This is a genomic window from Fusibacter fontis, assembly GCF_055378735.1.
This window is the reverse complement of the sequence record NZ_AP042445.1, coordinates 2,712,787-2,738,458: the sequence shown is the minus strand read 5'-3', so window position 1 is coordinate 2,738,458 and position 25,672 is coordinate 2,712,787. Positions and strand designations below refer to the sequence as shown.

General features: G+C 40.0%; 22 protein-coding genes. 9 read left to right on the top strand and 13 right to left on the bottom strand.

What is annotated here, in order from left to right; all coding sequences use genetic code 11:
- Window positions 1-52 precede the first annotated feature (52 nt).
- The 7 genes from purD to purE all read right to left on the bottom strand — a co-directional run bounded on the left by purD (window position 53) and on the right by purE (window position 7,418).
- Window positions 53-1,309: a phosphoribosylamine--glycine ligase gene (purD, locus tag ACZ41W_RS12220; RefSeq protein WP_464312265.1), complete on the bottom strand. Its 1,257-nt coding sequence runs from the start codon at window positions 1,307-1,309 to the stop codon at window positions 53-55.
- A 67-nt stretch (window positions 1,310-1,376) separates the two neighbouring features.
- Window positions 1,377-2,921 (bottom strand): bifunctional phosphoribosylaminoimidazolecarboxamide formyltransferase/IMP cyclohydrolase, encoded by a 1,545-nt coding sequence (gene purH, locus ACZ41W_RS12215; RefSeq protein WP_464312264.1) that lies wholly within the window; start codon window positions 2,919-2,921, stop codon window positions 1,377-1,379.
- On the bottom strand, window positions 2,918-3,538 hold the full coding sequence (gene purN / locus ACZ41W_RS12210) for a phosphoribosylglycinamide formyltransferase (protein ID WP_464312263.1): 621 nt from the start codon (window positions 3,536-3,538) through the stop codon (window positions 2,918-2,920). Before purN ends, purH begins: the two co-directional genes overlap by 4 nt.
- Window positions 3,526-4,566, bottom strand: coding sequence for a phosphoribosylformylglycinamidine cyclo-ligase (gene purM / locus ACZ41W_RS12205; protein ID WP_464312262.1), 1,041 nt, complete (start codon window positions 4,564-4,566; stop codon window positions 3,526-3,528). The genes purN and purM overlap by 13 nt, the downstream gene beginning before the upstream one ends.
- Before the next feature lie 15 nt (window positions 4,567-4,581).
- Entirely contained in the window at window positions 4,582-5,991 is a 1,410-nt protein-coding gene (gene purF / locus ACZ41W_RS12200; RefSeq protein ID WP_464312261.1) for an amidophosphoribosyltransferase, read from the bottom strand.
- 15 nt (window positions 5,992-6,006) lie between these two features.
- Window positions 6,007-6,711, bottom strand: a complete 705-nt coding sequence (purC, locus tag ACZ41W_RS12195) for a phosphoribosylaminoimidazolesuccinocarboxamide synthase (protein WP_464312260.1) — start codon at window positions 6,709-6,711, stop codon at window positions 6,007-6,009.
- Between the two features lie 221 nt (window positions 6,712-6,932).
- A complete protein-coding gene (gene purE, locus ACZ41W_RS12190) occupies window positions 6,933-7,418 on the bottom strand; it encodes a 5-(carboxyamino)imidazole ribonucleotide mutase (RefSeq protein ID WP_464312259.1) in 486 nt (161 codons plus the stop codon).
- Window positions 7,419-7,663: 245 nt separating this feature from the next.
- Between purE and ACZ41W_RS12185 the strand changes: the two genes are divergently transcribed.
- A complete protein-coding gene (locus ACZ41W_RS12185; protein ID WP_464312258.1) occupies window positions 7,664-7,864 on the top strand; it encodes a hypothetical protein in 201 nt (66 codons plus the stop codon).
- Here the strand turns inward: ACZ41W_RS12185 and ACZ41W_RS12180 are convergent.
- The 4 genes from ACZ41W_RS12180 to ACZ41W_RS12165 all read right to left on the bottom strand — a co-directional run bounded on the left by ACZ41W_RS12180 (window position 7,850) and on the right by ACZ41W_RS12165 (window position 11,215).
- Window positions 7,850-8,515, bottom strand: coding sequence for an NAD(P)H-dependent oxidoreductase (locus tag ACZ41W_RS12180; RefSeq protein ID WP_464312257.1), 666 nt, complete (start codon window positions 8,513-8,515; stop codon window positions 7,850-7,852). The two genes, ACZ41W_RS12185 and ACZ41W_RS12180, sit on opposite strands and share 15 nt — an antisense overlap.
- A gap of 329 nt (window positions 8,516-8,844) precedes the next feature.
- Window positions 8,845-9,171: a TfoX/Sxy family protein gene (locus ACZ41W_RS12175; protein WP_464312256.1), complete on the bottom strand. Its 327-nt coding sequence runs from the start codon at window positions 9,169-9,171 to the stop codon at window positions 8,845-8,847.
- A gap of 15 nt (window positions 9,172-9,186) precedes the next feature.
- Window positions 9,187-9,942, bottom strand: a complete 756-nt coding sequence (locus tag ACZ41W_RS12170; RefSeq protein WP_464312255.1) for a TIGR03915 family putative DNA repair protein — start codon at window positions 9,940-9,942, stop codon at window positions 9,187-9,189.
- Window positions 9,926-11,215, bottom strand: a complete 1,290-nt coding sequence (locus ACZ41W_RS12165) for a putative DNA modification/repair radical SAM protein (RefSeq protein ID WP_464312254.1) — start codon at window positions 11,213-11,215, stop codon at window positions 9,926-9,928. The genes ACZ41W_RS12170 and ACZ41W_RS12165 overlap by 17 nt, the downstream gene beginning before the upstream one ends.
- A gap of 462 nt (window positions 11,216-11,677) precedes the next feature.
- On the opposite strand from ACZ41W_RS12165, the gene ACZ41W_RS12160 reads away from it, so the two are divergent.
- From ACZ41W_RS12160 to ACZ41W_RS12150, 3 genes are read left to right on the top strand one after another with little or no spacing between them, the layout of a single operon-like run.
- A complete protein-coding gene (locus tag ACZ41W_RS12160; protein WP_464312253.1) occupies window positions 11,678-12,052 on the top strand; it encodes a response regulator in 375 nt (124 codons plus the stop codon).
- Window positions 12,042-12,668, top strand: a complete 627-nt coding sequence (locus tag ACZ41W_RS12155) for a chemotaxis protein CheC (protein ID WP_464312252.1) — start codon at window positions 12,042-12,044, stop codon at window positions 12,666-12,668. The genes ACZ41W_RS12160 and ACZ41W_RS12155 overlap by 11 nt, the downstream gene beginning before the upstream one ends.
- Window positions 12,665-13,621: a diguanylate cyclase domain-containing protein gene (locus ACZ41W_RS12150; RefSeq protein ID WP_464312251.1), complete on the top strand. Its 957-nt coding sequence runs from the start codon at window positions 12,665-12,667 to the stop codon at window positions 13,619-13,621. The genes ACZ41W_RS12155 and ACZ41W_RS12150 overlap by 4 nt, the downstream gene beginning before the upstream one ends.
- Before the next feature lie 166 nt (window positions 13,622-13,787).
- On the opposite strand, the gene ACZ41W_RS12145 is transcribed toward ACZ41W_RS12150, so the two are convergent.
- Both ACZ41W_RS12145 and ACZ41W_RS12140 read right to left on the bottom strand, forming a co-directional pair.
- Entirely contained in the window at window positions 13,788-14,588 is an 801-nt protein-coding gene (locus ACZ41W_RS12145; RefSeq protein ID WP_464312250.1) for a stalk domain-containing protein, read from the bottom strand.
- Window positions 14,589-14,817: 229 nt separating this feature from the next.
- Entirely contained in the window at window positions 14,818-18,675 is a 3,858-nt protein-coding gene (locus ACZ41W_RS12140) for a phosphoribosylformylglycinamidine synthase (RefSeq protein ID WP_464312249.1), read from the bottom strand.
- A gap of 393 nt (window positions 18,676-19,068) precedes the next feature.
- Between ACZ41W_RS12140 and ACZ41W_RS12135 the strand changes: the two genes are divergently transcribed.
- Genes ACZ41W_RS12135 through glgA form a run of 5 tightly spaced genes read left to right on the top strand, consistent with a single transcriptional unit; the run spans window position 19,069 to window position 25,666 of the window.
- A complete protein-coding gene (locus ACZ41W_RS12135) occupies window positions 19,069-19,983 on the top strand; it encodes a LysR family transcriptional regulator (protein WP_464312248.1) in 915 nt (304 codons plus the stop codon).
- Between the two features lie 10 nt (window positions 19,984-19,993).
- The gene (glgB, locus tag ACZ41W_RS12130; RefSeq protein ID WP_464312247.1) at window positions 19,994-21,946 is read left to right on the top strand and encodes a 1,4-alpha-glucan branching protein GlgB; all 1,953 of its coding nucleotides are present in this window, start codon (window positions 19,994-19,996) and stop codon (window positions 21,944-21,946) included.
- A complete protein-coding gene (locus ACZ41W_RS12125; RefSeq protein ID WP_464312246.1) occupies window positions 21,943-23,082 on the top strand; it encodes a glucose-1-phosphate adenylyltransferase in 1,140 nt (379 codons plus the stop codon). The genes glgB and ACZ41W_RS12125 overlap by 4 nt, the downstream gene beginning before the upstream one ends.
- 8 nt (window positions 23,083-23,090) lie before the next feature.
- Window positions 23,091-24,230, top strand: coding sequence for a glucose-1-phosphate adenylyltransferase subunit GlgD (gene glgD, locus ACZ41W_RS12120; RefSeq protein WP_464312245.1), 1,140 nt, complete (start codon window positions 23,091-23,093; stop codon window positions 24,228-24,230).
- On the top strand, window positions 24,227-25,666 hold the full coding sequence (gene glgA, locus ACZ41W_RS12115; RefSeq protein ID WP_464312244.1) for a glycogen synthase GlgA: 1,440 nt from the start codon (window positions 24,227-24,229) through the stop codon (window positions 25,664-25,666). Before glgD ends, glgA begins: the two co-directional genes overlap by 4 nt.
- Window positions 25,667-25,672: the final 6 nt, after the last annotated feature.

Genomic DNA, 25,672 nt, shown 5'->3' with positions numbered 1-25,672 from the left:
GACCTTTTTGATTGAACCCCAAAATTTCCATTAAAGTTAGGATGCAATTTTCTCAGTTTAACTGACCAATATCACGACGATACATCTTGTTTGAAAAACGAATTTTTTCAGCGCGTTCATACGCCAAAGATCTTGCCATTTCAATCGAATCTGCCAGTGCCGTAACACCTAAAACACGACCACCATTTGTCACGACATCGCCATTTTTAAGCGCTGTTCCACAATGATACATCACGCCACTTTCAAATGGTTGATCCAAACCTTCGATGATACAGCCTTTTTCATAGGATTCTGGATAGCCGCCAGAAGCAAGAATCACACAGACCGCAGATTGCGATGTCCACTCTAAAGTCACTTGATCTAAAGTCTGATTCAATATCGACTCAATCACATCGATTAAGTCATTTTTCATGCGAATGAGAGTCACTTCCGTCTCAGGATCCCCAAACCGCACATTGTATTCTAAAACGCGAATATCCTCTCCTTGCATCATGAGTCCAACAAAAAGGATGCCCTTAAATTCAATTTCATCCTCTTGAATCCCCGTGATAAATGGATTCAAAATATCCGTTTGGATGTGTTCCATACGAGCATGGTCAATAAAACAACTTGGTGAATAGGTTCCCATACCGCCTGTGTTAGGTCCTAAATCTCCGTCAAATGCCTTCTTATAGTCTTGAGCTGGCTGCATAGGTATGATGGTTTTTCCGTCGACAAAACACAGTACAGATGCCTCAACACCTGTTAAATACTCTTCCATCACAACAGAATTGCCTGCGTCGCCAAATATTTTTTCTCCCATCATGTCTTTTAACGTTGCCTCAGCCACGAGTTGACTCTCAGCAATGACGACACCTTTACCAGCTGCCAGTCCATCCGCTTTAATGACCACGGGCATATCAAAGCGATTAAGGGCTTCTATTGCAGTTTCAAGCTCTGTATGAGTTTCATAACGTGCAGTTGGAATCTTATGTTTAATGAGAAATGCCTTAGTGAAATCCTTGCTGCCTTCAAATTGTGCTGCCTTTTGGTTCGGTCCAAAGATGCGTAAATGATGCGCTTCAAAAAGATCCACGATGCCCATGACAAGCGGAACTTCTGGTCCAACGATGGTTAAATCAATCGATTCTTGAATCGCAAACGCAAGGAGCAATTCTAGTTGGTCTACTGCGATGTTCACGCAAGTTGCATATTCTGCAATTCCAGCATTTCCCGGCGCAGCATATAGCTGGGGCTTTTTATCACTCACGCTCAACTTATGCACAATTGCGTGTTCTCTACCGCCACTTCCAATGACTAATATTTTCATGCATTTTCTCCTAAATGATTCGTGCTTTTTAATGATTCGTGCTTTTTAATGATTCGTGCTTTTATGATTAGTGTTTAAAATGTCTCATTCCAGTAAATACCATTGCAACGCCATATTTGTTCGCTTCATCTATCACTTCTTGATCGCGCACCGAACCGCCCGGCTGAATGATGGCAGTGATACCTGCTTCAGCTGCAGCTTTCACACCGTCGGGGAACGGGAAAAAAGCATCTGAAGCAAGTACCGCGCCTTTTGTAGGGAAGTTCGACTGACTAATCGCGTTTTCAGTTGCCCATACGCGGCTAACTTGTCCTTGGCCTAGACCAAGTGTCATGCCTTCTTTCGTAATGACAATTCCATTTGATTTTGCGTGTTTACACACTTTCCAAGCAAAGAGTAACTCTTCAACTTCTTTTTGCGTCGGAATGCGGTCTGTCACTGTGACAAGTTCACCTTCTAAAAGTGCGGTGTCCATTTCTTGAATAAGCAGTCCGCCTAACACTTTTTTCATATCTCTTTGCTGAGGACGAATCGGTTCCATAATGGATGGTAATTTAAGGACGCGTAAATTTTTTTTCGTTTGAAGGCAAACAAGTGCATCTTCATCATAATCCGGTGCAACGATGATCTCTAAAAAGATATCTTTCATTGCTTCTGCAGTTTTTAAATCAATTTTTCGATTCGCTGCGACAATGCCACCAAAGATCGAGACCGGATCACACTTATATGCTTTTTCATACGCATGAAAAATATCAAATCCCGTTCCAACACCGCAAGGACTTGAGTGCTTAGAAGCTACAATTGTCGGTTTATCTGTAAATTCTTTCAAAAGTGCAATCGCACCATTGGCATCATTGATGTTGTTATAAGATAATTCTTTACCATTTAACTGCTCCGCATCTGCAAGTGAACCTGAAATTTCAAAAATTTCTCGGTAAAAAGCTGCGGATTGGTGCGGATTTTCTCCATATCTTAAATCTTGAACTTTTTCATACGTAACGGTCATCTGGTTCGGATACGGATTGCGATTTCCCTTTTTAACCAAGTAATCTGCGATCATCGCATCATATTGTGCCGTATGTTGAAACACTTTCAATGCAAGATCGTATTTTGTATCATATGATACCATTTGATATTGATTGAGTTCATTTAGAACCACTTTATAATCTGACGGATCTACGATAACCACCACATCTTGATGATTTTTAGCGGCAGATCTTAACATCGTTGGTCCGCCGATATCAATGTTTTCAATCGCCTCTTCAAACGACACATCTTTCTTTAACACCGTTTCTTTAAACGGATATAAATTAATGATGACATAATCAATCGTCTGTATATTTAGTTGTTCAATCTGATTCATATGACTCTCATTCGAACGCATTGCAAGGATGCCGCCATGTACAGCTGGATGCAAAGTTTTCACTCTACCATCTAAACACTCGGGAAATCCCGTTATATCGCTGACATTCAACACTGGTACCCCAGCTTCTTTCAGCGCCTTTTCCGTTCCACCTGTAGAAATCAGTTCAACGCCCATATCAAATAATGATTTCGCAAACTCAACGATCCCCGTTTTGTCCGAAACACTGATCAATGCTCTCTTTTTCATATTGCCTCCACTGAGTGACCAATTTTAATTCGACCACATGCAATTTCATTTAACGTTTGCTTCAATAATTGGTGTTCTACGGATAATACTTTTTCACTTAATGTAATCGCCGTGTCCTCTTCATCTACTGGCACTGTCATTTGAGCAATAACCTCGCCAGTATCTACCCCTTCGTCGACAAAATGAACGGTCGCACCACTGATTTTATCGCCAGATGCAATCACAGATTCATGGACTTTTAACCCATAAAATCCCGCACCGCAATGACGCGGAATAAGAGAAGGGTGAATATTCACAATGCGTCTTTTATATCGTTCAATGATGCACTTAGGTAATATCGCTAAGTATCCTGCAAGTACAACAAGATCTACGCGCTCATTGATCAGTAAATCCAGTAACGCAGTTGCACGCTTATCTTCATCTGGATGAGATCCTTTTCCAATATAATAAGCGGGAATATGGGCATTTTCAGCACGTTTTAATCCATGCGCTTTACGTCGATTGGATACAACACACGCAATCTCCAAGTCCAGTTTGCCACCGGACACAGCATCGATAATCGATTGAAGGTTTGTACCACTTCCCGATACCAAAACGGCTATTCTCAAGCGTTGCATAATACAATTCCTTTTTCGCCAGCGATGATTTTCCCCATCACAGTTGCCGTTTCTCCATGTGATCTAAGAATTTCAAGCGTCCGATCTACATCACTTGGAGAAACCACACAGATATAGCCGATTCCCATGTTAAAGGTTCCAAACATCTCATCTTGAGCGATTTGACCTTTTTCTTGCATAAAGTTAAAAATAGCAGGTACTTCCCACGTTCCCAAATGGATTTGTGCACAGTGATCATCCGGAAGAATTCTCGGGATGTTCTCATAAAAACCGCCACCGGTCATATGAACCATCCCTTTCACTGCAACTTCTTCAAGTAATGATAAAATGGATTTCACATAAATGCGCGTTGGCGTTAAAAGAACGTCGCCCAATTGCCCACCTAATTCAGGAATATGACTGTGAATATCGAGTTGAAGGGATTCAAATAACAATTTTCGAACCAAAGAATATCCATTTGAATGAATGCCACTTGATGCAAGACCAATGAGAACATCCCCTTCTTTGATGGTACTTCCCGTGATGATTTTCGGTTCATCCACCACGCCTACGGCAAATCCTGCCATATCATATTCGCCGTTTTCATAAAAACCTGGCATTTCAGCAGTTTCTCCACCTAAAAGTGGCATCGCCGAAAGCTTGCAACCATCTGTAATCCCCTTAACAAGCAGCGCTGCATTTTCCGCTTTCAACTTGCCCGTTGCTAAGTAATCTAAGAAAAATAACGGTTTTGCGCCTTGACATAAGATATCATTTACGCACATTGCCACAAGATCTTGGCCGACCGTATCGTGTTTGTCCATCATAAATGCAATTTTAAGTTTTGTTCCTACACCGTCAGTCCCTGCAACGAGAACAGGACTTTCAAACTGACCGCTTAAACGTAACAAACCGCCAAAACTACCCAAATCACCAATAACATCTGAATTAAACGTTTCTTTTACGTGTTTTTTCATGAGTTCTACAGCGCGGGCACCTTCTTTAACGTCCACTCCTGCTTCTGCGTAAGTTAATTTATTCTCTGTCATGCGATTCTCCCATCCTCACTCAAATCTAAATTTATCTGCACCATTTGGTACATCCATCGGATAATTTCCGTCAAAACACGCTTTACATAAGCCTGAAGAACCAAAGCCAATTGCAGCATCAAGACCTTCAACACTGATATATGCAATGCTATCTGCACCAATCCATTCCGTCAACGCTTCGAGCGTATGCGTCGCTCCAACCAACTTATCTCGATCTGGAGTGTCTATGCCAAAATAGCAAGGATGCTTAACAGGTGGCGAACTCACGCGAATATGCACTTCTTTTGCACCAGCTGCTTTGAGCATGCTGACAATTCGTTTGCTCGTCGTTCCCCTAACGATGGAATCGTCAATAAGAATCAACCGTTTACCATCGACAATTTTTTTCATGACATTGAGTTTTAAGCGTACAGCCAGCTCTCTAGATTTTTGATCTGGCTGGATAAACGTACGACCCATATATTTATTTTTAATCATTCCAATACTATACGGAATACCCGATGCTTCCGCGTAGCCAATAGCTGCCGCAACCCCAGAATCGGGAACAGCAATGACCATATCCGCATCTACAGGACTTTCTTTTGCTAAAATTTTACCCGCTTGTTTTCTCGCATCAAAGACGTGTTTACCATCGATGATGCTATCTGGCCTTGCAAAATACACATACTCAAACGCACAGATTGCTTTTTGAGCACCTTGATGATAGCGAATGGATTCGATTCCATTTTGATCGATGACCACGATTTCACCTGGTTCTATATCCCTGATAAATTCTGCACCCACCACATCATGCGCACAGGTTTCTGATGCCAACACATATCCGCCATTGATTTTCGCAAGCGATAGCGGTCGTAAACCATGCGGATCTCTTACGCCAACGAGCATATGATCAATCATAATGGTTAATGCAAATGATCCTTTGATTTCCTTTACCGATTCTACTACAGCTTCTTTCATTCCCAAATGATAGTTTTTTGCAATGAGATTGGCAATCACTTCTGAGTCAATGGAAGTTTGAAAGATCGATCCTTCATCTTCAAGTCGTGCTCGAATCTCACCTGCATTGACGAGATTGCCATTGTGAGCAAGCGCGATGCTGCCACCTTTATATTTAACTACAAGTGGTTGAGCATTGGAAACATAGGATTCTCCTGTAGTTGAGTAACGTACGTGTCCAATGCCGATGTCTGCTGGCAAGCGCTCTAGTATGTCATTATTGAACACCTCTTGAACGAGGCCCATTTCTTTATAATATTGCATTTTATCGCCTTTTAACACAGCGATTCCTGCACTTTCTTGCCCTCTATGTTGTAGTGCGATCAATCCAAAACACAACATTTGTGAGATTGCTTCTTCACCAGGTGCATATATACCGATGACACCACATTCTTCATTTAATTTATCTTGTTCGAGAAAATCTTCCATGTACGCCTCCGGCGATTAGCCTTGAATTCTTTTTAAGACCTCTTGATACGTTTCTTCAACGTCTCCTAAATCTCTTCTAAATCGATCTTTATCCATCTTTTTGTTGGTTGCAGCATCCCACAATCTACATGTATCTGGAGAAATCTCATCTGCAAGAATCACTTCTCCTTTAAATAGACCGAATTCCAATTTGAAATCGATGAGTTTTAGTCCGTGAGCACTAAAAAACGCCATGAGCAGTTCATTGATTTTAAGCGACATTTCTTTGATACGCGCCACTTGTTCAGGTGTTGCAAATTCCATTGCGTAGATGTGGTAATCATTGATCATCGGATCGCCCAGTGCATCGTCTTTATAACAAAATTCTAACACGGTTTCTTTCATTGGAACACCTTCTTCAAGTCCCAAACGCTTTGCAAGCGAACCCGCTGCAACGTTTCTCACGATGACTTCAAGTGGTAAAATTTTAACTGCTTTGACATATTGTTCTCTGTCGTTAATGAGTTTTTCGAAATGTGTTGGAATCCCTTTTTCTTCTAACATCTGAAATAATAATGCACTCATTTTATTGTTCACTACGCCTTTATCGAGAATGGTGCCCTTTTTCTCGCCATTGAAAGCTGTTGCATCATCTTTATATTCCACCCAGTAATGAAATTCATCATCTGTTTTAAATACTTTTTTAGCTTTTCCTTCATATAATTGTTCGCCTTTTATCATGATACGCCTCCGGACTTTTAATTGTAAGTTGTTTAAGTTCGTTTTACACGCATTATTCGCGCATTTTCCATGCATTTTTTCTCGGATTTTACACACATAAGATTGTATTGATTTAGTTTTTCCAACAACTCATTGAATTTCCGTTGAGAGCAGTTGAGGATGTTCACTTTACTATTTAATTATTTAATTGTGTAATTGTGTAATCAATTAATCGTTTATTGTTAATATTTCGACTGAATTTGCTCATCTTTTAAGATAACAGCTTGTGCCATCTCAGATTTGTAAGCACGCATTTTTTCTCTTAATTCTGGATATTTAGTAGAAAGGATTTGTACCGCCAACAGTCCTGCATTCTCCGCGCCATCAACAGCAACGGTTGCAACTGGAATTCCACTTGGCATCTGTACGATGGATAAAAGGGAATCTAATCCATCCATTGTCGACGACTTAATCGGGATACCAATGACTGGTAAAACTGTAACACCTGCGATAACGCCTGGTAAATGTGCAGCCTTTCCAGCGGCTCCGATAATCACCTCGATGCCATTAGATTCTGCATTCATAGCATACTCAACTGCCAAATGTGGTGTTCTGTGAGCTGATAACACTCTTGCCTCTACGGCGATGTCAAATTTTTTTAACACGTTAATACAACGTTCCACAACTGGAAAATCCGAATCACTTCCCATTAAGATTGCTACTTTCATCACGCCTCCAAATCCGAATAATTTTTGTTTTTGTTAATAGTTCATTCGTCTATTTTTATGATATAAAAGATTCCATTTGACGTCAAGTTAAAACCGAATGATTTTACAATAAATAAATTTAATATTCGATTATGTTGAACATACACTCACTTTCACTTGGTCCTCGTGCGCTGCGCTGCTGCGGAATCGTTCAAGTGAGCGTATGTTCAACTAAGATGAGGGGAGATGGTGGAGAATGCGTGTATATGTTCAGCAAAGATGGGGGAGATGGTGGTGGATGCGGGCATATATTCAGCAAAGATGGGGGAATAGGTGGAAAATGCGGGTATATGCACTCCAAAGATGGGGGAATAGGTAAAAATTGCGGATATTTGCACAGGAAAGATATGGGAAATAAAAAAGTGCTTGGTGGGTTTCCAAGCACTTTGTTTTTAAGATATGGCTGAGCGGATGAATTCGTCAAAAAGGGGCTTAATTGTTGAGCGTATGCGCGATTTGTTGACGATAATATCTGGAAATATCTGATGAGGAACTTCTTTTAGACAGGCATCGTTTTCAAGACCAAATGTTACACCCTCATCTTCACCAATTGAAATCACCTGAAACCCAAGTGATTTTAAAGTTCTTGCGACTGGTCGAACGATGCTATCTTGATAATAACGCAGAGTTTCTGGCGTCTCTGTCATTCCTCCGTGTCCAACAATACCGATTTTGATTGTTTGAAACTTCAATTGAGAATGCGTTTGTGTTAACCACGCTCCATACGCGATTTCGTTGAGTTTTTCAAACAATATGATCAATTTAGATGGAAGGGGAGAATAATGTGGAACTACCATAAAAATTGCATCTGATGCGAGGATATCGCGGTATAAAAGATTAAAATCCGAGTCAAAGGGACAAATATGATTTTCAGAGCATGCACCGCACAATTGACAAGGCGTTAGCGAATAATCTTGTAAAGATCGTAATTCAAACTCCAGTTGAGAAGCGTTTGGATATTCGATTAAGATCTCTTCAGCCAAATTACATACAATAGAAGATACACTTTCATGTTGTTTTTTTCTAGAATTAGATGCAGATAGACATAGTACTTTCATAAATCACCTCATGCAAGATATTGTGATAGTTAAATAATATGACCCATTTCCAAATCCCCACATACCTTCACTTAGTCCTCGTTCGCTTCGCTTCTGCGGAATCGTTCAAGTATGTGGGTAATCAGAAATTGGTGTATTAAATTAAATGAGACGTATAGTTTGACATTGATTCTGTACAACCACATGCAACCTCTAGTTAGCGCGCCATCATACATGTACCTATACACGCTTGAACGATTCCGCAGAAGCGCAGCGCACGAGGACCAAGTGAAAGCGTGTATAGGTACAAGTATGATGGAATTCCAAACAGTACACGATTGCAGTTGAAATTAATTCGCTGACTTTTTCTTTTTTGGTTTCGGTAAAGGTGTGATTGGAACCAATATCTCTATCGCCTGTCGAGATAACGCGACATCTTCTATATCCAATATATAATGTTCCTTTGCTCCTTGGTACGGAAAACCACAGTCTGAATCCGCCATAAGCGTTTGTAGCGCTTCATGTTTTTTGATGTAAACCGTGTTGTCACATACCAACAAAATAGGTTTGTCATCCACATAAATCATATACTCTCCAAACATTTTTCGAAATCGAACATAACCCACACCTTGAATTTGCTCACAAACAAATTCAGCATAATCTAAAGTCGTACCCATGAGTTCCTCCATATTTTACGTCTTTGGTGACGATTGTTTTTCAGTTAGAAATTTCCAGTATTTTTTTGGCATCATCTGACTCTGCAATTTCGGGTTCTTTCGTTCTTCTATTGCGATGTGATCATAATATGCCTTCCACATCAACTGATACCGTTCTTCACAACTGGATAAATATAGGTCTTCAACAGGATCTAATTCGCTGAAATGAACGGTTTCTTTGTTATAAAACGCCGCTTTCTTTCGCTTAGTATCATGAATTACCCATAACTGATCCCCTAAGCGTTCTTTAAAATGCGGCACCATGAGTCCCAGCAAATCATAAGTAGGTTCAAACTCTGCATAAAAAATACCGCGTTCGAGTTCTACAAAACGAATAAATCCAACCATTCTGTGCGACTCTCTTGCCACTTGATTAAAACATTTATAGATCTCGAGTATATAAGGATCCGAATAATTTTCCATCGCCTGACTGCCTAATTTATATGCATGCTTTAAACACCTAAAAAGCTTTGTTCCAAATTGAGGATCCTCCGATAAGTACGCGTAACCAATACGCCGAAATGCCTCTTCTCCAAATGTTTCAATGATGGACTTAACAACTCGCCCAGCTTGTTCTTCATCCACTTTGAGTTCAGTCACTTGATCGAGAAGTCCATATTGATATGATTTTTGACTAACAAGCTCACCTTCTTCACACTTAATTTTAGCATGAAACATTTCATAAATTCCAGACAAAACCCCTTCAAAAGTACCATCATATAGATAAATCACGTCGATCCCCTCCAAACTGTCCAGGATAGAGCTCAAACAGAGAAAGCTGGTTGCTGATGTGTTTTGGCTGATCTAAAAGCAATAACTTCAACCGCTCTGGTTGCATGTCCATGGAACCGAAATACTTACCAGAACAGGTTATAAAATACTTCGCACGCTTCATCACGACGCCAATCTTTATAAGCGAATCAAAAGTAAGCGGCGCAAATCGACGCGAAGCCATAATTCTTCGAGCTGTGATGTTTCCGATTCCAGGAATCCTGAGAAGCTCCATAAAACTTACTTTATTGATCTCCATTGGAAATAAATGCATATTTCTAAGTGCCCACTGAGCCTTTGGATCAACGTCCATGTCAAAATTTGGTGCAGCTTCATTGAGAATTTCATTAGCCGTAAAGCCATAAAAACGCAATAACCAATCCGCTTGGTAGATGCGATGTTCTCTCAACATAAGTTGCGGACGAGAGTATGACTGAGTTACCAATTCCGTATTTCCCACAGGAACGTATGCAGAATAATAAACCCGCTTTAATTTAATGCGGTTATAAAGCGCTTCCGTTACTTTGATGATTTTATAATCAGGTTCATCCGTTGCGCCCACAATTAACTGGGTACTTTGTCCTGCAGGAACAAAAGTCGGAGTGTTTTTAATTTTTTTCCCCGTTACCTGATATTCAGTCATTTTTTCGCGAATAAACTGCATCGGCTCAATCATCTCTGTGCGTTTTTTTTGAGGTGCAAGCAAACGGAGTCCTTGTGTTGTGGGTAATTCAATGTTAATGCTCATTCTATCCACATATTGTCCAGCGAGTTCAATCAATCGCTGATCCGCTCCAGGAATGCCTTTGAGATGAATATATCCATTGAACCGTTCAATTTCCCTAAGTCGTTTGACAACTGCCAATAGCAGCTCCATGGTGTGATTGGGATTTTTCACAACACCAGAGCTCAAAAACAGACCTTCTATGTAATTTCGTCGGTAAAAATTCATCGTGATGTCAACCACTTCATCTGGAGTAAATTCAGCGCGTTTCATTTCACTATTAGACGAGCGATTAATACAATAAGCACAATCATAGATGCATTTGTTCGTAAACAGTATTTTGAGCAGGGAGATACAACGTCCATCTTCTGAAAAACTATGACAAATTCCAGGTAAAGCTGTATTGCCAAGCATACCTTTGCTCGCTTTTCTTTCGCTACCGCTTGACGAACATGAAACATCGTATTTTGCAGCATCCGCTAGAATTGTCAGTTTATCTAAAGCATCCATTACACACCTCTCAAAATTCATTCACAAACAGTGCAGCAAATCATCCTTTTCATTACCATTACACAATTGAAATTCTCTCGATCAAAAACGCTCACCTGAGTTCACTAAACAGAGTTACGCAGGTAAATCAATCAGATTGATGTTGTTTTGGTAGAATTGAATAGATTAAGTTACTTTGGCCAAATGACGCATGTCAAGTTACGTCAATCGAGGTACAGAGCAAATCCTTGCGCACAGAACATATGTTCTTTTTATCATTATATGCTTTTTTTAACCAACTGTAAATAGAATAAATTTTCGCTAAAACTTAATGGTTTCACATGAGGTAATATGTTAAAATGACTTATGAAATGACTGCATAATTAGCTCGTTTACGATTGCATTGATATGATTGCGATTGAATTGGTTCTTATCGCTCTTTTTGGTTCCTATTGCTCTTTATTAAAGAAAGAAGGTATATATATGAAATTCATTGTTGCAGACGACTCTATTTTTGTTAGAAACATCCTGACAAAGACCCTTGAGACTTATTTTCCTGAGGCTGAGATTACACTTTGTAAAAACGGCATAGAAGCGCTTAATGCTTATCAAAACTCGACGCCTGATTGGTTAATTACCGACCTTTTGATGCCTGATATGTCTGGACAAGAATTATTGGTACAACTTCAAACTCTTGAGCTAAAAAGCAATCACATTGTCATTTCAGCAGACGTACAAAAAGGAACACGTGATGAGGTAGAAGCCCTAGGGATTAAAGCCTTCATTAACAAACCTTTAACTGGAGATAAATTAACTCAACTCGTTACGCTTATTCGAGGTGAATCTTATGATGAATGAATTGCAAAAAGATTTGTTAAAAGAATACGTCAACGTCTTTATCGGGCAAGCAGCAAGCATGCTTTCTGAAATGGCCAATCAACATGTCATTTTGACGGTTCCTGAAGTGGACATCATCAACATGTCTGAAAATAATGAAACTACAAGTCGCAAGCTTTTTAATCACGGGCACATCGTTTCATCTTCCATGAAATTTGGTCACGAATTTTCTGGTCGTGCCTTGCTGATCTTTCCTGCGAAAAAGGCAAAAATGTTGGTGGATGCCTGTATGGGAACTGAAGAAAGCGAATACGCAAATGAAGAAATCCAACTTATTGATACTGATTTTGACGTACTAAAAGAAATCAGCAATGTCATCCTCAACTCTGTTATCGGCGAATTTAGCAACTTACTTGGAACAACCGTCGAATTTACCGTGCCAGATGTCGAACTGGTCTTCGTATCAGAAGACGAGCAACTTTCCTATCTCAAATCAAATGTCTATATGTTGATGCTCTATACGAGCTTTACACTTGCAGAGGCAAAAGTTGAAGGTGTGGTCATCGTTGCTTTAGGTCTTAACTCGCTCAATAAACTCATGTCAAAAATTAACGAAGTACTTGGAGAGATGTCATGAATCGGATGTTTTACGAAATACTCAACAAACTCACCCTAGGAATCGTTTTGCTCGATCAAGAGAAAAAAATCGTTTTTTGGAACCACTGGATGGAAAAAAAGACTACACTGAAACACGATACCGTCTTCAGTTTAACCATCGATCAGGTTGCACCAAAATTCCTTAGACCTAAATATCATAGAATCATCGACTCAGTTCTAGAGTCCGGACAATCTCGATTTTTATCTGGCGCTGTTCACGGTGCGTTCTTCTCAGAATACGAACACGATTCAAATTGCTCACTGCAACAAAACATTCAGATTGAGCGCATTGAAAACAACTTCATTTTAATTCAAGTTGAAGACTTAACAGGGCATTATATGAAGGTTCAGCAGATGAAAAACTTCATTCAACACCTTGAAAAAGAAAATGACGAAATTCGTCAAACAGAAGAAGAATCTCGTCAAATGGCGATGCACGACGTCTTGACAGGGTTACCAAATCGCCTGTATCTGATGAATCAACTTCAAAGCAGCATCGAAGAACATAAATTAAAGCACAGCGAATCGATCATCGCCGTATTTTTCGTCGATATGGATAATTTAAAAGAGTACAACGATACGCATGGACATCGAATTGGTGACGCCATTTTACGCGAAGTTTCAAATCGGTTAAAAAATTCAGTCAGAAGCACAGATACCGTAGCGCGTCTTTCAGGAGATGAGTTTATTATTATTACAGAAAGCTTGCTCGATCAATGTGATATAGATAAGGTTGCTAAGAACATCATGGCTCAGTTTTCTGATCCATACGAGATTGAAGGGCTCGTATTTCATCTGTCCGTCTCAATGGGCATTAGTATCTACCCTCAGAACGGCGATAACGCTGAAATCCTTTTAGATCGTGCAGACAAAGCGCTCTACACCATCAAAAATTCAGGCAAAGCGGGATATGCATTTTATGAGGAGTCCTAGTGGACTTTGCTTTTGGATGGTCATACAACTCTCGCTCATATAATATGTACACAAAAAAGTCAAAGACCAGCTCAGTTCTCGGGATGTTTTCTTTTACAAGAAAAACAATTGAACAGGGCTGGTCTTTATTATTAGTAATTTTCAGTTTAACTTTACAACTTAATGATTATCTGTAAAAATAATCGCCTTCAATCAACTTATAAAACGAATTTGCCTTATTTGGAAACGGAACGCAATTAAAAAACAGACAATCTTCTGCAACTACAACACCTAAAAGTGCTCTTTTAGCTGCAATAACGCAGGACTCTGACGGTTCCATCGTAGAAAATCCCGATTTATAAGCTGGTGGGAACTGTCCACGTTGGAAAATAACGTCATAAATTGTGTTCGGGAAAGATGGACTCGCAACGCGATTTAAAACGACGTTTGCCACTGCGATTTTCTTATCAAGTGATCCGCTGCGCGTCTCAGCTTGTATAATTCTCGCTAGCCATAGAACATCTTCTTCCGTAAAATTAACTTTTCTCACTTCAGACGCTTGAACTTTAAAACTTTCGTGCTTCAATCTGGCATAGATCAAATCTTCATCCAAATCGTATTGAATGCCTAACTTTTCAGTTAAGACAGCCAAAGGCACATACACTCTACCTTCATCTAATATTGCATTATATTGCATTTTTTCTTCTTTGTTATTGACCAAAACTACGTTTGAATCCACTTGGAAGTTCACATAATCTTCGCCAATTTTGAGTACGACAATTTTTGCATTTTCTAACCAATCGACTTCAACACCCATTCGTTCAGCAAACTCTGCTGCCAATCCATAAACAATTCCCGATTCCTGGATGACGAGGTCATCATGGTTAATAACTTTGTCATTTACTGAGACTACAACATCACTCGCAAAACTCATACCCGTTATGAGCAGCACCGTGAATAGCATCAGAAATAAAACTTTGATTTTCATAAATCCTCCTTAATTTTTTGGTAAGAAATTTGCGAACAAGTGTGAAAATAAAATAAAAAAGACCTGCAAATTTTCTTATCAGCTTTTGTGACTTTTTATGAAAATTACTATGTGGATGATTTTAGCACATTTTTTCAAAAAGGAAAAGACATATTTTTTAAATATGCCTTTAGCCATTGCAAATACTATATTTTTTAATTGCCATTTATTAACCATTTATTCGTTAGTTCTATTTGAAGTATTTTACACCAGAATCAAAGATGTCAAAACTTTTATTACCATAGATGTTTTTATATAAATTATCTCCAAACCTCTCTACGTGACCCATCTTTCCAAAAACTCTTCCATCTGGCGAAAAAATACCTTCTATCGCATGACTTGAGCCGTTGATGTTATACTTTCCATCCATGGTCGCATTGCCCTGATGATCGACATACTGAGTTGCAATCTGACCATTTTTTGCTAACACTTCCATCCACTTTTCATCTGCATAGAATCGGCCTTCGCCATGGGAAAATGCCGTTTGATACACATCACCTACAGTTGCTTGTGCCATCCAAGGTGAGCAAATTGACGACACGCGGACATTTGCCATACGCGCAACGTGGCGACCTATGGTATTAAACGTCAACGTTGGAGAAGTTTCGTCCAAATCTCGAATTTCTCCATATGGCAGTAAGCCAAGCTTAATCAATGCTTGGAATCCATTGCAAATGCCCAACATGAGTCCGTCTTTTTCCTTCAAATGTCGCATGATCGCTTCTGATAAATGTGGATTCTTGAACACAGCAGCAATAAATTTACCTGAACCTTCCGGTTCATCTCCTGCACTAAACCCACCTGGTAATGCAACGATTTGAGCGGATTCAATGGCTTTTTTATACGCTTCTATTGAATCTCGAACATCATGTGGTCTTAAGTTTTTAAACACGATGGTCTCAACATGAGCCCCCGCTTTTTCAAACGCTCTTTTTGTATCATACTCACAGTTTGTTCCAGGAAAAACCGGAACAAAAACTCTTGGTTTTGCAAATCGTTCAGATGCAATCAGGATGGATTTTTTATCATATGCATACGATTTCACTACATTGAGAGGTTCATTTTGGCAACAGTTTTCTTGGCGAGTGTGCTCATTAGGCTCTTGATGTACCTGAGGAAAGACATCTAACAAGGTTTTTTCCCATGCGTTTAGCGCTTCCTCTCCAAAGATCATCTGATCATTGGCCACAAAATGAAATACGGGATGCGTTACACCAATTCGATGAAGAACTGCTGATTTTTCAAGTACATTTATACGAGATATGATCTGCGATTCAAATGCATCCATTTTTAATCGATCCACTTCAAGAATCAATCCACCATAACTTTCTTCGAAGTAATCCGAAGCATGTTTGAGGTGAACATTGAATCCAATTTGATTACCAAATGCCATTTTAGATAATCCCGATGCAATTCCGCCGTTCCCTACCGCATAAGCTGATAGGATCATGTGTTCGTTCATTGCTTCAAAAATGCCGTCATAAGCGACTTTTAACGTTTCTATATTCACCATTTCTGCGTCATCACGAATTGGTTTAAAGTAATAAAGTACCGAATCCGTTTTCTTGAACTCAGGCGAAATAATCTGTTCTGTTTTTCCATGTGTCACTGCAAAAGAAATGAGTGTTGGAGGCACTTCTAAGTCTTTGAAAGTACCTGACATTGAGTCTTTTCCACCTATTGCAGCGGTTCCAAATGCATGTAGTGCATAGTTTGCTCCCAATAAGGCCGCGAGTGGTTTTCCCCATTTTTGAGGATTTGTTCCCAGTTTTTCAAAGTACTCTTGAAATGAAAGCCTTGCCTTTTTATAATCACCACCCACTGCAACGAGTTTTGCCATGGATTCAACCACTGCATAAAGTCCACCATGAAACGGAGACCACTTTCCAATCTCAGGTTGATAGCCATAACTCATCAAAGAAACCGTCTCAGTTTGTCCATTTTCAACGGGAATTTTAGCCACCATCGTCTGGATAGGGGTGTTTTGCATTTTACCACCAAAAGGCATGAGAACTGTCCCAGAACCAATGGTGTTATCAAATCGCTCGACCAATCCCTTTTGAGAGCATACATTGAGCGATTCCAGTGTATGAAACCATTTGTCACGAATTTTAACATCTGATAACTGTAAGTCGTTTTGCGTCTTTTTGAAGTTGCTTATTTCATGAGGCGATGCAATCTCGACAGTTGCTTTCGAGCGTACGCCATTGGTATCCAGAAAGGCTCTCGACAAGTTTAAAATGGCTTGACCATTCCACTTCATAATCAATCGGCCATGATCTTTCACTATCGCTACCGCTGTTGCCTCTAAATTTTCCATATGACACAGTTCAATCAATGCGTCGACATCTTCTGGAGCTACCACAATTGCCATGCGCTCTTGTGATTCAGAAATCGCTAACTCTGTACCATCTAGTCCTTCATACTTTTTAGGAATTAAATCTAAATCAATTTCTAAACTATCCGCTAATTCTCCAATGGCAACAGAAACGCCACCAGCGCCGAAGTCATTACATTTTTTAATCCGTCTCGACACCTCGGGATTTCTGAATAATCGTTGAATTTTTCGCTCTTCTGGGGGATTTCCCTTTTGAACTTCCGCACCGCACTCTAACAGACTTTCTTCGTCATGTGCTTTTGAGGACCCAGTCGCGCCGCCTACGCCATCTCGACCTGTACGACCGCCAATCAACAAGATGACATCGCCCGTTTCCGGTTGCTTTCTCACAACGTGATTCAGCGGAGCTGCACCGATAACGGCACCGACTTCCATGCGTTTTGCCATAAAACCTTCATCGTATACTTCCGAAACGAGACCCGTTGCTAACCCGATTTGATTGCCATATGCGCTAAATCCTGCTGCTGCCTTCTGAGTGATCATGCGTTGCGGTAATTTTCCTTCAATGGTTTGTTCCATTGGAACCGTTGGATTGGCAGAACCTGTTACGCGCATACTTTGATAGACATAACTTCTCCCCGATAGAGGATCTCGAATCGCTCCCCCTAAACAAGTGGCTGCTCCGCCAAATGGCTCTATTTCTGTTGGATGATTGTGCGTTTCATTTTTAAACATCAATAACCACGGTTCTTCAACGCCATCCACATCCACGGGTATTTTGATGCTACATGCATTGATTTCATCGGATACATCTAAATCTTCAAGCGCACCTTGTCTGCGAAGATATTTCGTCTGAATCGTCGCTAAATCCATCAAAGTCACTGGTCGATCTGCTTTGGGATATAAAGTCGATCGCATATGCTGATACTGTTCAAATGCTTGATGAATTGGCGCAGAGTATGGACCATTTGGCAACTGAATGCCTATAAGCTCCGTCATAAACGTGGTATGTCGACAATGATCCGACCAATACGTATCGATCACCTTGAGTTCTGTTACAGTTGGATCTCGTTGCTCTTCTTCTTTAAAATAACGCTGTACGTGCTCTAAATCTTCAAAAGACATGGCAAATCCCATCTTTTGTCTGTATGCCGCAAGAGCATCTGTCGTCATGGAAATAAATCCAGTGATCGTTTCAATGGTCATTTCATCCATTGCAGATCGGATCAGCGTTTGTGGTTTTTCAAGGGATACTTCATGTGCTTCTACCGGGTTAATCATGAAGCGTTTAATGCGTTCTAAAGCCTCCGGCAATATACCTTCAGGTGTGGTTTGGATGACAATGATTTTCGACGAATGAATTTCTGGTCGATTTTTTAAAGTGACAATCTCGATGCACTGTTTTGCAGAGTCCGCCCTTTGATCAAATTGTCCTGGCAAAAGTGAGATTCGAAATGCACGTTCATTGGGATTCAGTGTTAAGATTTCTTCTCGAACGATATCGACATTAGGTTCTGAAAGGACGGATTTTTTAATCACCTCTAAATCTTCCGTTTGTACATTCTCTAGGTCATAGCAATTTATTAGACGCACTTTCTCAATACCTGAGATGTGCAGTGATTTGACAAACTCCTCCATAAGGCCAATTGCCTCAACGTTAAAACCTTCTTTTTTCTCAACCAGTATTCTCGTAACCACTTCAACCTCCAAAATTCTTATTCATACATAGAGTGTATCATATTCAAATAGATAAATAAAATTAATGATACTAATCTTATGTATAAGTTTAGCTAATCAAACTCCAATAAACATTTATTGAATATCTACTGAACATTTATTGAACATCTCATTTAAATGTATTTGAAGAACTGTTCGGATAAAAAAACATAATTCTGCATAATTATGACTTGTTTTTTTAATCATCTTGTTATAATCTTATAGGAATAGCTTTTAGCTTTTATCATAAGTGACTCGCTTTTTTGTTTAGTTGCTTATAACCGCGGTATAATAGCATTAGTACGACTAATTCAAACTTAAGCACGACTTATTCAGACTTAACTTAGATGAACCAAATGGTCAAGTTTAAATTATAGGGGGACGTCCATGCTACCGGCTCATAACTCAATCATCAATTTTGAACTGTACAAGATTTTTTATCATGCAGCTCACTCACTAAATTTTTCAAAGACTGCCGAAACACTTCACGTAACGCAATCCGCCATTAGTCAGGCCATCAAGTCACTCGAGACACAGCTCGATGTGGCCTTGTTTTACAGGCAAGGGCGAACCATTACTTTAACCTACGAAGGGGAAGTCCTTTTTCAACACGTTGAAAAGGCATTCAATTTTATCCTATCAGCTGAGCATTCCCTTCAAAATATCAAATCTTTAGAAGAAGGAACGATTTTCATCGGTGCAAGTGATACCATTACGCGGTATTTACTGATGGATGTAATCAAGACATTTCACGCAGACTTTCCAAAAGTAAAAATTGCCATCAACAACCGACCTTCACCTCGATCTGCAGATAAACTCAGAAAAGGCGAGCTCGATTTGGCAGTCATCAACATCCTTCCCAACAGTCAGTACGAAGGATTGCATATGGAAACCCTGTTGTCTCTTGAGCACGTGTTCGTTCATACTGAACCACCCAAAAAGAAGAAATCTCATTTGAGTGATATGGCAAATTTTCCCCTTATTTGTTTGGAACAACAGTCCACCACTCGAAAAATCATGGAGCAGTTTTACGAAATGCACCAAGTAGCACTCGTTCCGAATTTTGAGTTCGGCTCTTATGATGTCATATTAGAAGCCATACAGGCCCAAATGGGCGTCGGATTTGTTCCAAAAGCAATCGTAGAAAAACAACTAGATCAATCTATTTTATACGAACAGCCACTTTACGAAAAAATCCCTTCTATAGAAGTGGCCCTTTTACTCAATCAAGAAAAACCATTATCCCTTGCAGCCTCAAAATTTATCGACATCTTGAGGGCGCATTTTGGGGTTCAAAATTAGGAGGTCAAGCATGTCTCAAAACCCTTTACACGCGTCTGAATCCTTTCATGAAATCGTCAGAGAAAAAGGATATTTCTACTTAAATGACGGCGATTTAGATGTTCATTTATTTCACGAAGGCACCAATTATCATAGCTATCATTTTTTTGGTGCACATAAAATGACCTGTTATGACATAGAGGCTGTTCGCTTTATCGTCTGGGCACCCAACGCGAAAGAAGTCCATCTCGTCGGTGATTTCAATCAATGGAACGACACCAGCATGCCTCTAAAGCGCATCAAGGACAGTGGTGTGTGGCAAATTTGCGTCGCAAATGTCCAAGTATTCGATTGTTATAAGTATCGCATCACAACCATCAAGGACACCGTTCTCTACAAAGCCGATCCTTTTGCTTTCCACGCAGAAGAAAGGCCACATACCGCTTCAAAGTTCTACGAACTCGAACACTATCATTGGCACGATGAACAATGGCTCGACCATCGAAAGAAGAACGATCACCATCATCAGCCGATGAGTATCTATGAGGTCAATTTGCTTTCGTGGCGTAAAAAAGAAGATGGTTCACAGTACTCGTATCAAGATCTCGCTGATGAACTTATCGCTTACGTCAAAGAGATGAACTTTACTCATATCGAGCTCATGCCGATCATGGAACATCCATTTGACGGATCTTGGGGATATCAAGTGACAGGTTACTTCGCTCCAACGAGCCGTTATGGAACGCCTAAGGATTTTATGTATTTCATCGATCAATGTCACCAAAATGGCATCGGTGTGATTCTAGATTGGGTGCCTTGCCACTACTGCAAGGATGCACATGGGCTATATCACTTTGATGGCGGACCTGTATTTGAATCCATCGATTACGATCGCGCGAACAACGACCAATGGGGCACGATTAACTTTGATTACGGGAAGCCCGAGGTGCAATCCTTTTTGATCTCGAACCTCCTATACTGGATGAATCTGTATCATATCGATGGCATCCGAATCGATGCAGTTGCTTATATGCTCTATCTGAACTTCGCTGGAAAACCGCTTAAAAATAAGTATGGCGGATTTGAGAATATCGAAGCGATTGATTTTATCCGTAAGATGAACACTGTGGTATTCAATGAGTATCCAGATGTGCTGATGATTGCCGAAGAAAGTACTGCATGGAGCAAAGTCTCCGGAAAAGTTTCTGACGGTGGCCTCGGTTTTAACTTTAAGTGGAATATGGGATGGATGAACGATATCCTCGAGTATATGAAACTCGACCCCGTTTATAGAAAAGGTTTTCACAATGCACTGACATTTACCATGACTTATGCCTTTTCAGAATTTTTTGTCTTACCATTGAGTCACGATGAAGTGGTACATGGTAAACACTCCCTTTTAGATAAAATGCCTGGATATTATATCGACAAATTTTCAAATTTAAGATTGTTATTTGCATATATGTATGCACATCCGGGTAAAAAGCTATTATTCATGGGCGGTGAATTCGCTCAATTTATTGAGTGGAACGAATGGAAAGCACTCGATTGGCACTTACTCGAATACGATACCCATCGCGGGATGCAGCAATTTGTCAAAGCACTCAATGCCATTTACCAAACAGAACCTTGTCTTTACGAACTGGATACCACATATGACGGTTACCAGTGGATTGAAGTAGATAACGCTGCCGAGAGTACGATTTCTTTTGAAAGACTCGATAAAAAGGGCAACAAACTCATCGCCATCTTCAATTTCACTCCCGTATCACGAAACGCCCATCCGATAGGCGTCAGCAAACCGGGAAAATACGAAATACTCATCAACACCTGCGACTCTCAATACGGCGGTAATGTTGAATCGCCCGAGACAATTGTTAAAGCTACAAAAGAATCTGCTTTTGGTCATCCGTATTCCATACGCGTTCAATTGCCAGCATTAGGCGGATTATATATTAAATACAAGGAGGATTCATCCATATGAAAGAGGGAAAAATGATTGCGATGCTTTTAGCAGGCGGACAAGGTTCGAGACTTAAAGCGCTCACCAAAGAAATCGCCAAACCAGCAGTTCCCTTTGGTGGTAAATATCGAATTATCGATTTTCCACTTAGCAACTGTTCTAACTCCAATATATTTGATGTAGGGATTTTGACTCAATACAAACCTTATCAGCTCAACTCACACATCGGCATAGGAAATGCATGGGATTTAGACCGTCACGAAGGAGGCGTGCGTATTCTCCCACCATATACCAACGAAACAGGCGGTAGATGGTACAAGGGAACCGCAAATGCCATCTATGAAAACATCAGTTTCATCGATGAGCTTGATCCGCAATACGTCCTCATATTATCAGGTGATCACATCTATAAGATGGATTATTCTAAAATGCTGGATTTTCACGTTGAAAAGAAAGCAGATATCACCATTTCCGTCATCGCAGTCCCATGGGAAGAAACCTCGAGATTTGGTATTTTAAATGTCGATGAAACGGGTTATATTACTGAATTTGAGGAAAAACCAAAACACGCAAAATCCAACCTCGCTTCAATGGGGATTTATATCTTTAACTGGAAGACACTTCGCTCTTATTTGGTTTCTGATGAAAAAAATCCCGATTCTTCAAACGACTTTGGCAAGGATATCATTCCAAGTATGAAGCGCGATGGCAAACGCATTTATGCCTACCAGTTTAAGGGGTATTGGAAAGATGTCGGTACAATTAAAAGCTATTGGGAAGCCAATATGGATTTATTATCTGATGAGAATGAACTAGATTTATACGACCGTCAATGGAAAATATACTCTAAAAACAAACATTTGCCGCCTCATTATATTGCAAAAGAAGCGTGCGTTCAGAACTCACTTATCAATGAAGGCTGCCATATTGAAGGTTCAGTGGAAAATAGCGTTCTCTTCAACGAAGTGGTCGTACAAAAAGGTGCCAAACTCGTCAACAGCGTCATTTTATCTGGTGTTGAAATAGAAGATCATTGCGAAATATACAATTCTGTCGTCATGGAAAATGTCAAAGTTAAATCTGGGACCGTCATCGGAACACCCGAATCGACCCAAGTCTTTCTCGTAAGTAAAAATCGTATCATTGAATCAGAATGAGGTGACGTATGAAAAACTGTCTAGGAATTATCAATTTAAGCGAACAAGATAACCAATTCGGCATCTTATGCCAAAGCCGACCTACTTCGATGTTGCCTTTTGGTGGTCGCTATCGACTCATCGATTTTGCACTCTCAAATATGGTCAACAGCGGAATAACTGGAATCGGTGTTTTTACTGGAAATAGAGTACGTTCTGTGATGGACCACCTCGGTGCTGGTAAACCGTGGGATCTCGATAGAAAAATCAATGGTCTATTTCTCTTTACGCCAACTTACGACTACAATACAGTCAATCAGCGCATTGGAGACATTGAACTCTTTTATGAAAACAATTCATTTATCCACTCTGCAAAACAGGAAAATCTCTTTTTCATGAAATCCTACATGCTGACGAATATCGATTTAAGCGAAGCTTATGAAGACTTTGTTAGTTCGGGGGCAGATATCTCTATTGTGTACAAACGCGTGACTGATACGAACAATCGTTTTATTGGATGCGACAAAATCAATCACGATGCAAGTGGAAATTTTGAAAGTATTGGAACCAATTTAGGCATGGAAGATTCCTTTAATCTATCGCTCGAAATGTATTTCATCAAAAAATCGGTGTACTTTGATTTTCTCTATGATTCCATCGAAAAAGGAAATGCGAACTTCTTGAAACAAGCCATTTTAAATAGTCTCAATAAGTATAAAGTGAAGACTTACGAGTTCAAAGGATATTTGGCTTGCATCAATACCGTTCGCAACTATTTTGATGCCAATATGGACATTCTCAATCCCGATATCGCTCATGAGCTCTTCTTTAAGAATGGACAAATTTTCACAAAAGTCAAAGATGAGCCATCAACTTATTACAAGAAAAACGCTAAAATCAAAAATTCATTTGTGGCCAATGGTTGCCAAATCGATGGATATGTGGAGAACTCCATTATATTTAGGGGCGTTAAAATTGATAAAGGCTGCATTGTCCGCAATAGCATCATCATGCAAAAGGCCAATATCGACCAAAACGTGCACCTCAATTATGTCATATTAGACAAACACACCACGGTTAATAAAGGCGTCACACTGATAGGCGATCCTTCTAGTCCTTATATTAGTGGTAAAAACGCGGTCATTTCAAAGGAAGGTGAATCTAGATGAAAGTAGCATTTGTCGCATCCGAAGCAGCTCCTTTTGCGAAAACAGGGGGGCTTGCCGACGTTGTAGGTTCACTTCCAAAAGCACTGATGAATTTAGGCGTTGACATCTCTGTATTTATGCCTTTACACGTTCGCATCGCTCAATCATACAAAGATCAGATGACGTTTATCGGCAGCACATCCGTGCATATGGGATGGCGCGTTCAATACGTCGGCGTGATGAAACTCACCCACGAAGGCGTCGATTACTACTTTATAGATAATGAGTTTTACTTTAAGCGTCACGCTTTGTATGGTGAAGGTGATGATGGGGAGCGGTATATTTTCTTTTCAAAGGGCGTTTTAGCGGCACTTAAAATGCTCGGCGAAAAGCCAGATATTATTCATACGAACGATTGGCATACATCCACCATCAATGTGTTATTGGATTATTATCAGCGACACGACGTGTTCTATCAAGACATTAAGACAGTCTTTACCATTCACAACCTACGCTATCAAGGCGTCTTCGATCCTTATATCATGGGCGATTTAATGAATCTTCCTTACGATTATTTTGATGAAGAAAAACTCAAATTTTATAACAACATCAACATTCTTAAGGGCGGTCTTGTTTATAGTGATGCGATTACAACGGTTTCTGATAGCTATGCACACGAGATTACTTATCCGTATTTTGGAGAAAACCTCGATGGTGTGATCAATAAGTATAAGGACAAACTCTACGGAATCGTCAACGGCATCGATTACGAAGTGTATAATCCAGAAACAGATCCCAATATTCCCGTGCATTATTCTTTTGAGACTTTTGAGAAGAAAAAAGAAATCAAAATGCACCTTCAAGTCAAATTTGGTTTGCCAGTTGATCCAAACATTCCCATGCTCGCAATCGTATCGAGACTCGCAGATATGAAAGGTATGGATCTTGTGGCACATATTATGGAAGAATTGCTTCAGCTTGATGTTCAAATTGTCGTTCTCGGCACAGGTGAACAGCGATATGAGGATTCTTTTAAATACTTCCAGTACCGCTATCCAAATAAAGTGGCTGCCCGTATTTACTTCGACCAAGAGGAGTCTCATGCCATCTATGCAGGATCGGATATTTTCCTAATGCCATCGCTGTTTGAGCCATGTGGACTGAGTCAACTCATCGCCCTTCGCTATGGAACGATTCCGGTGGTTCGACAAATCGGCGGGCTTCGTGATACCGTCATTCCTTATAATAAATACACGGGTGAAGGCAATGGATTTGGGTTTACCAATTACAATGCTCACGAGTTGCTATTTACCATTAAAGATGCTTTAAACTGTTACAAAGATGAAGAAGTATGGCGATATCTCATACAACATGCCATGGAAGCTAATCATAGTTGGGAACATTCGTCATCAGACTATTTAGCGATTTACGCTAAAATTTTAGGAAGAAATTCATAAGAGGTG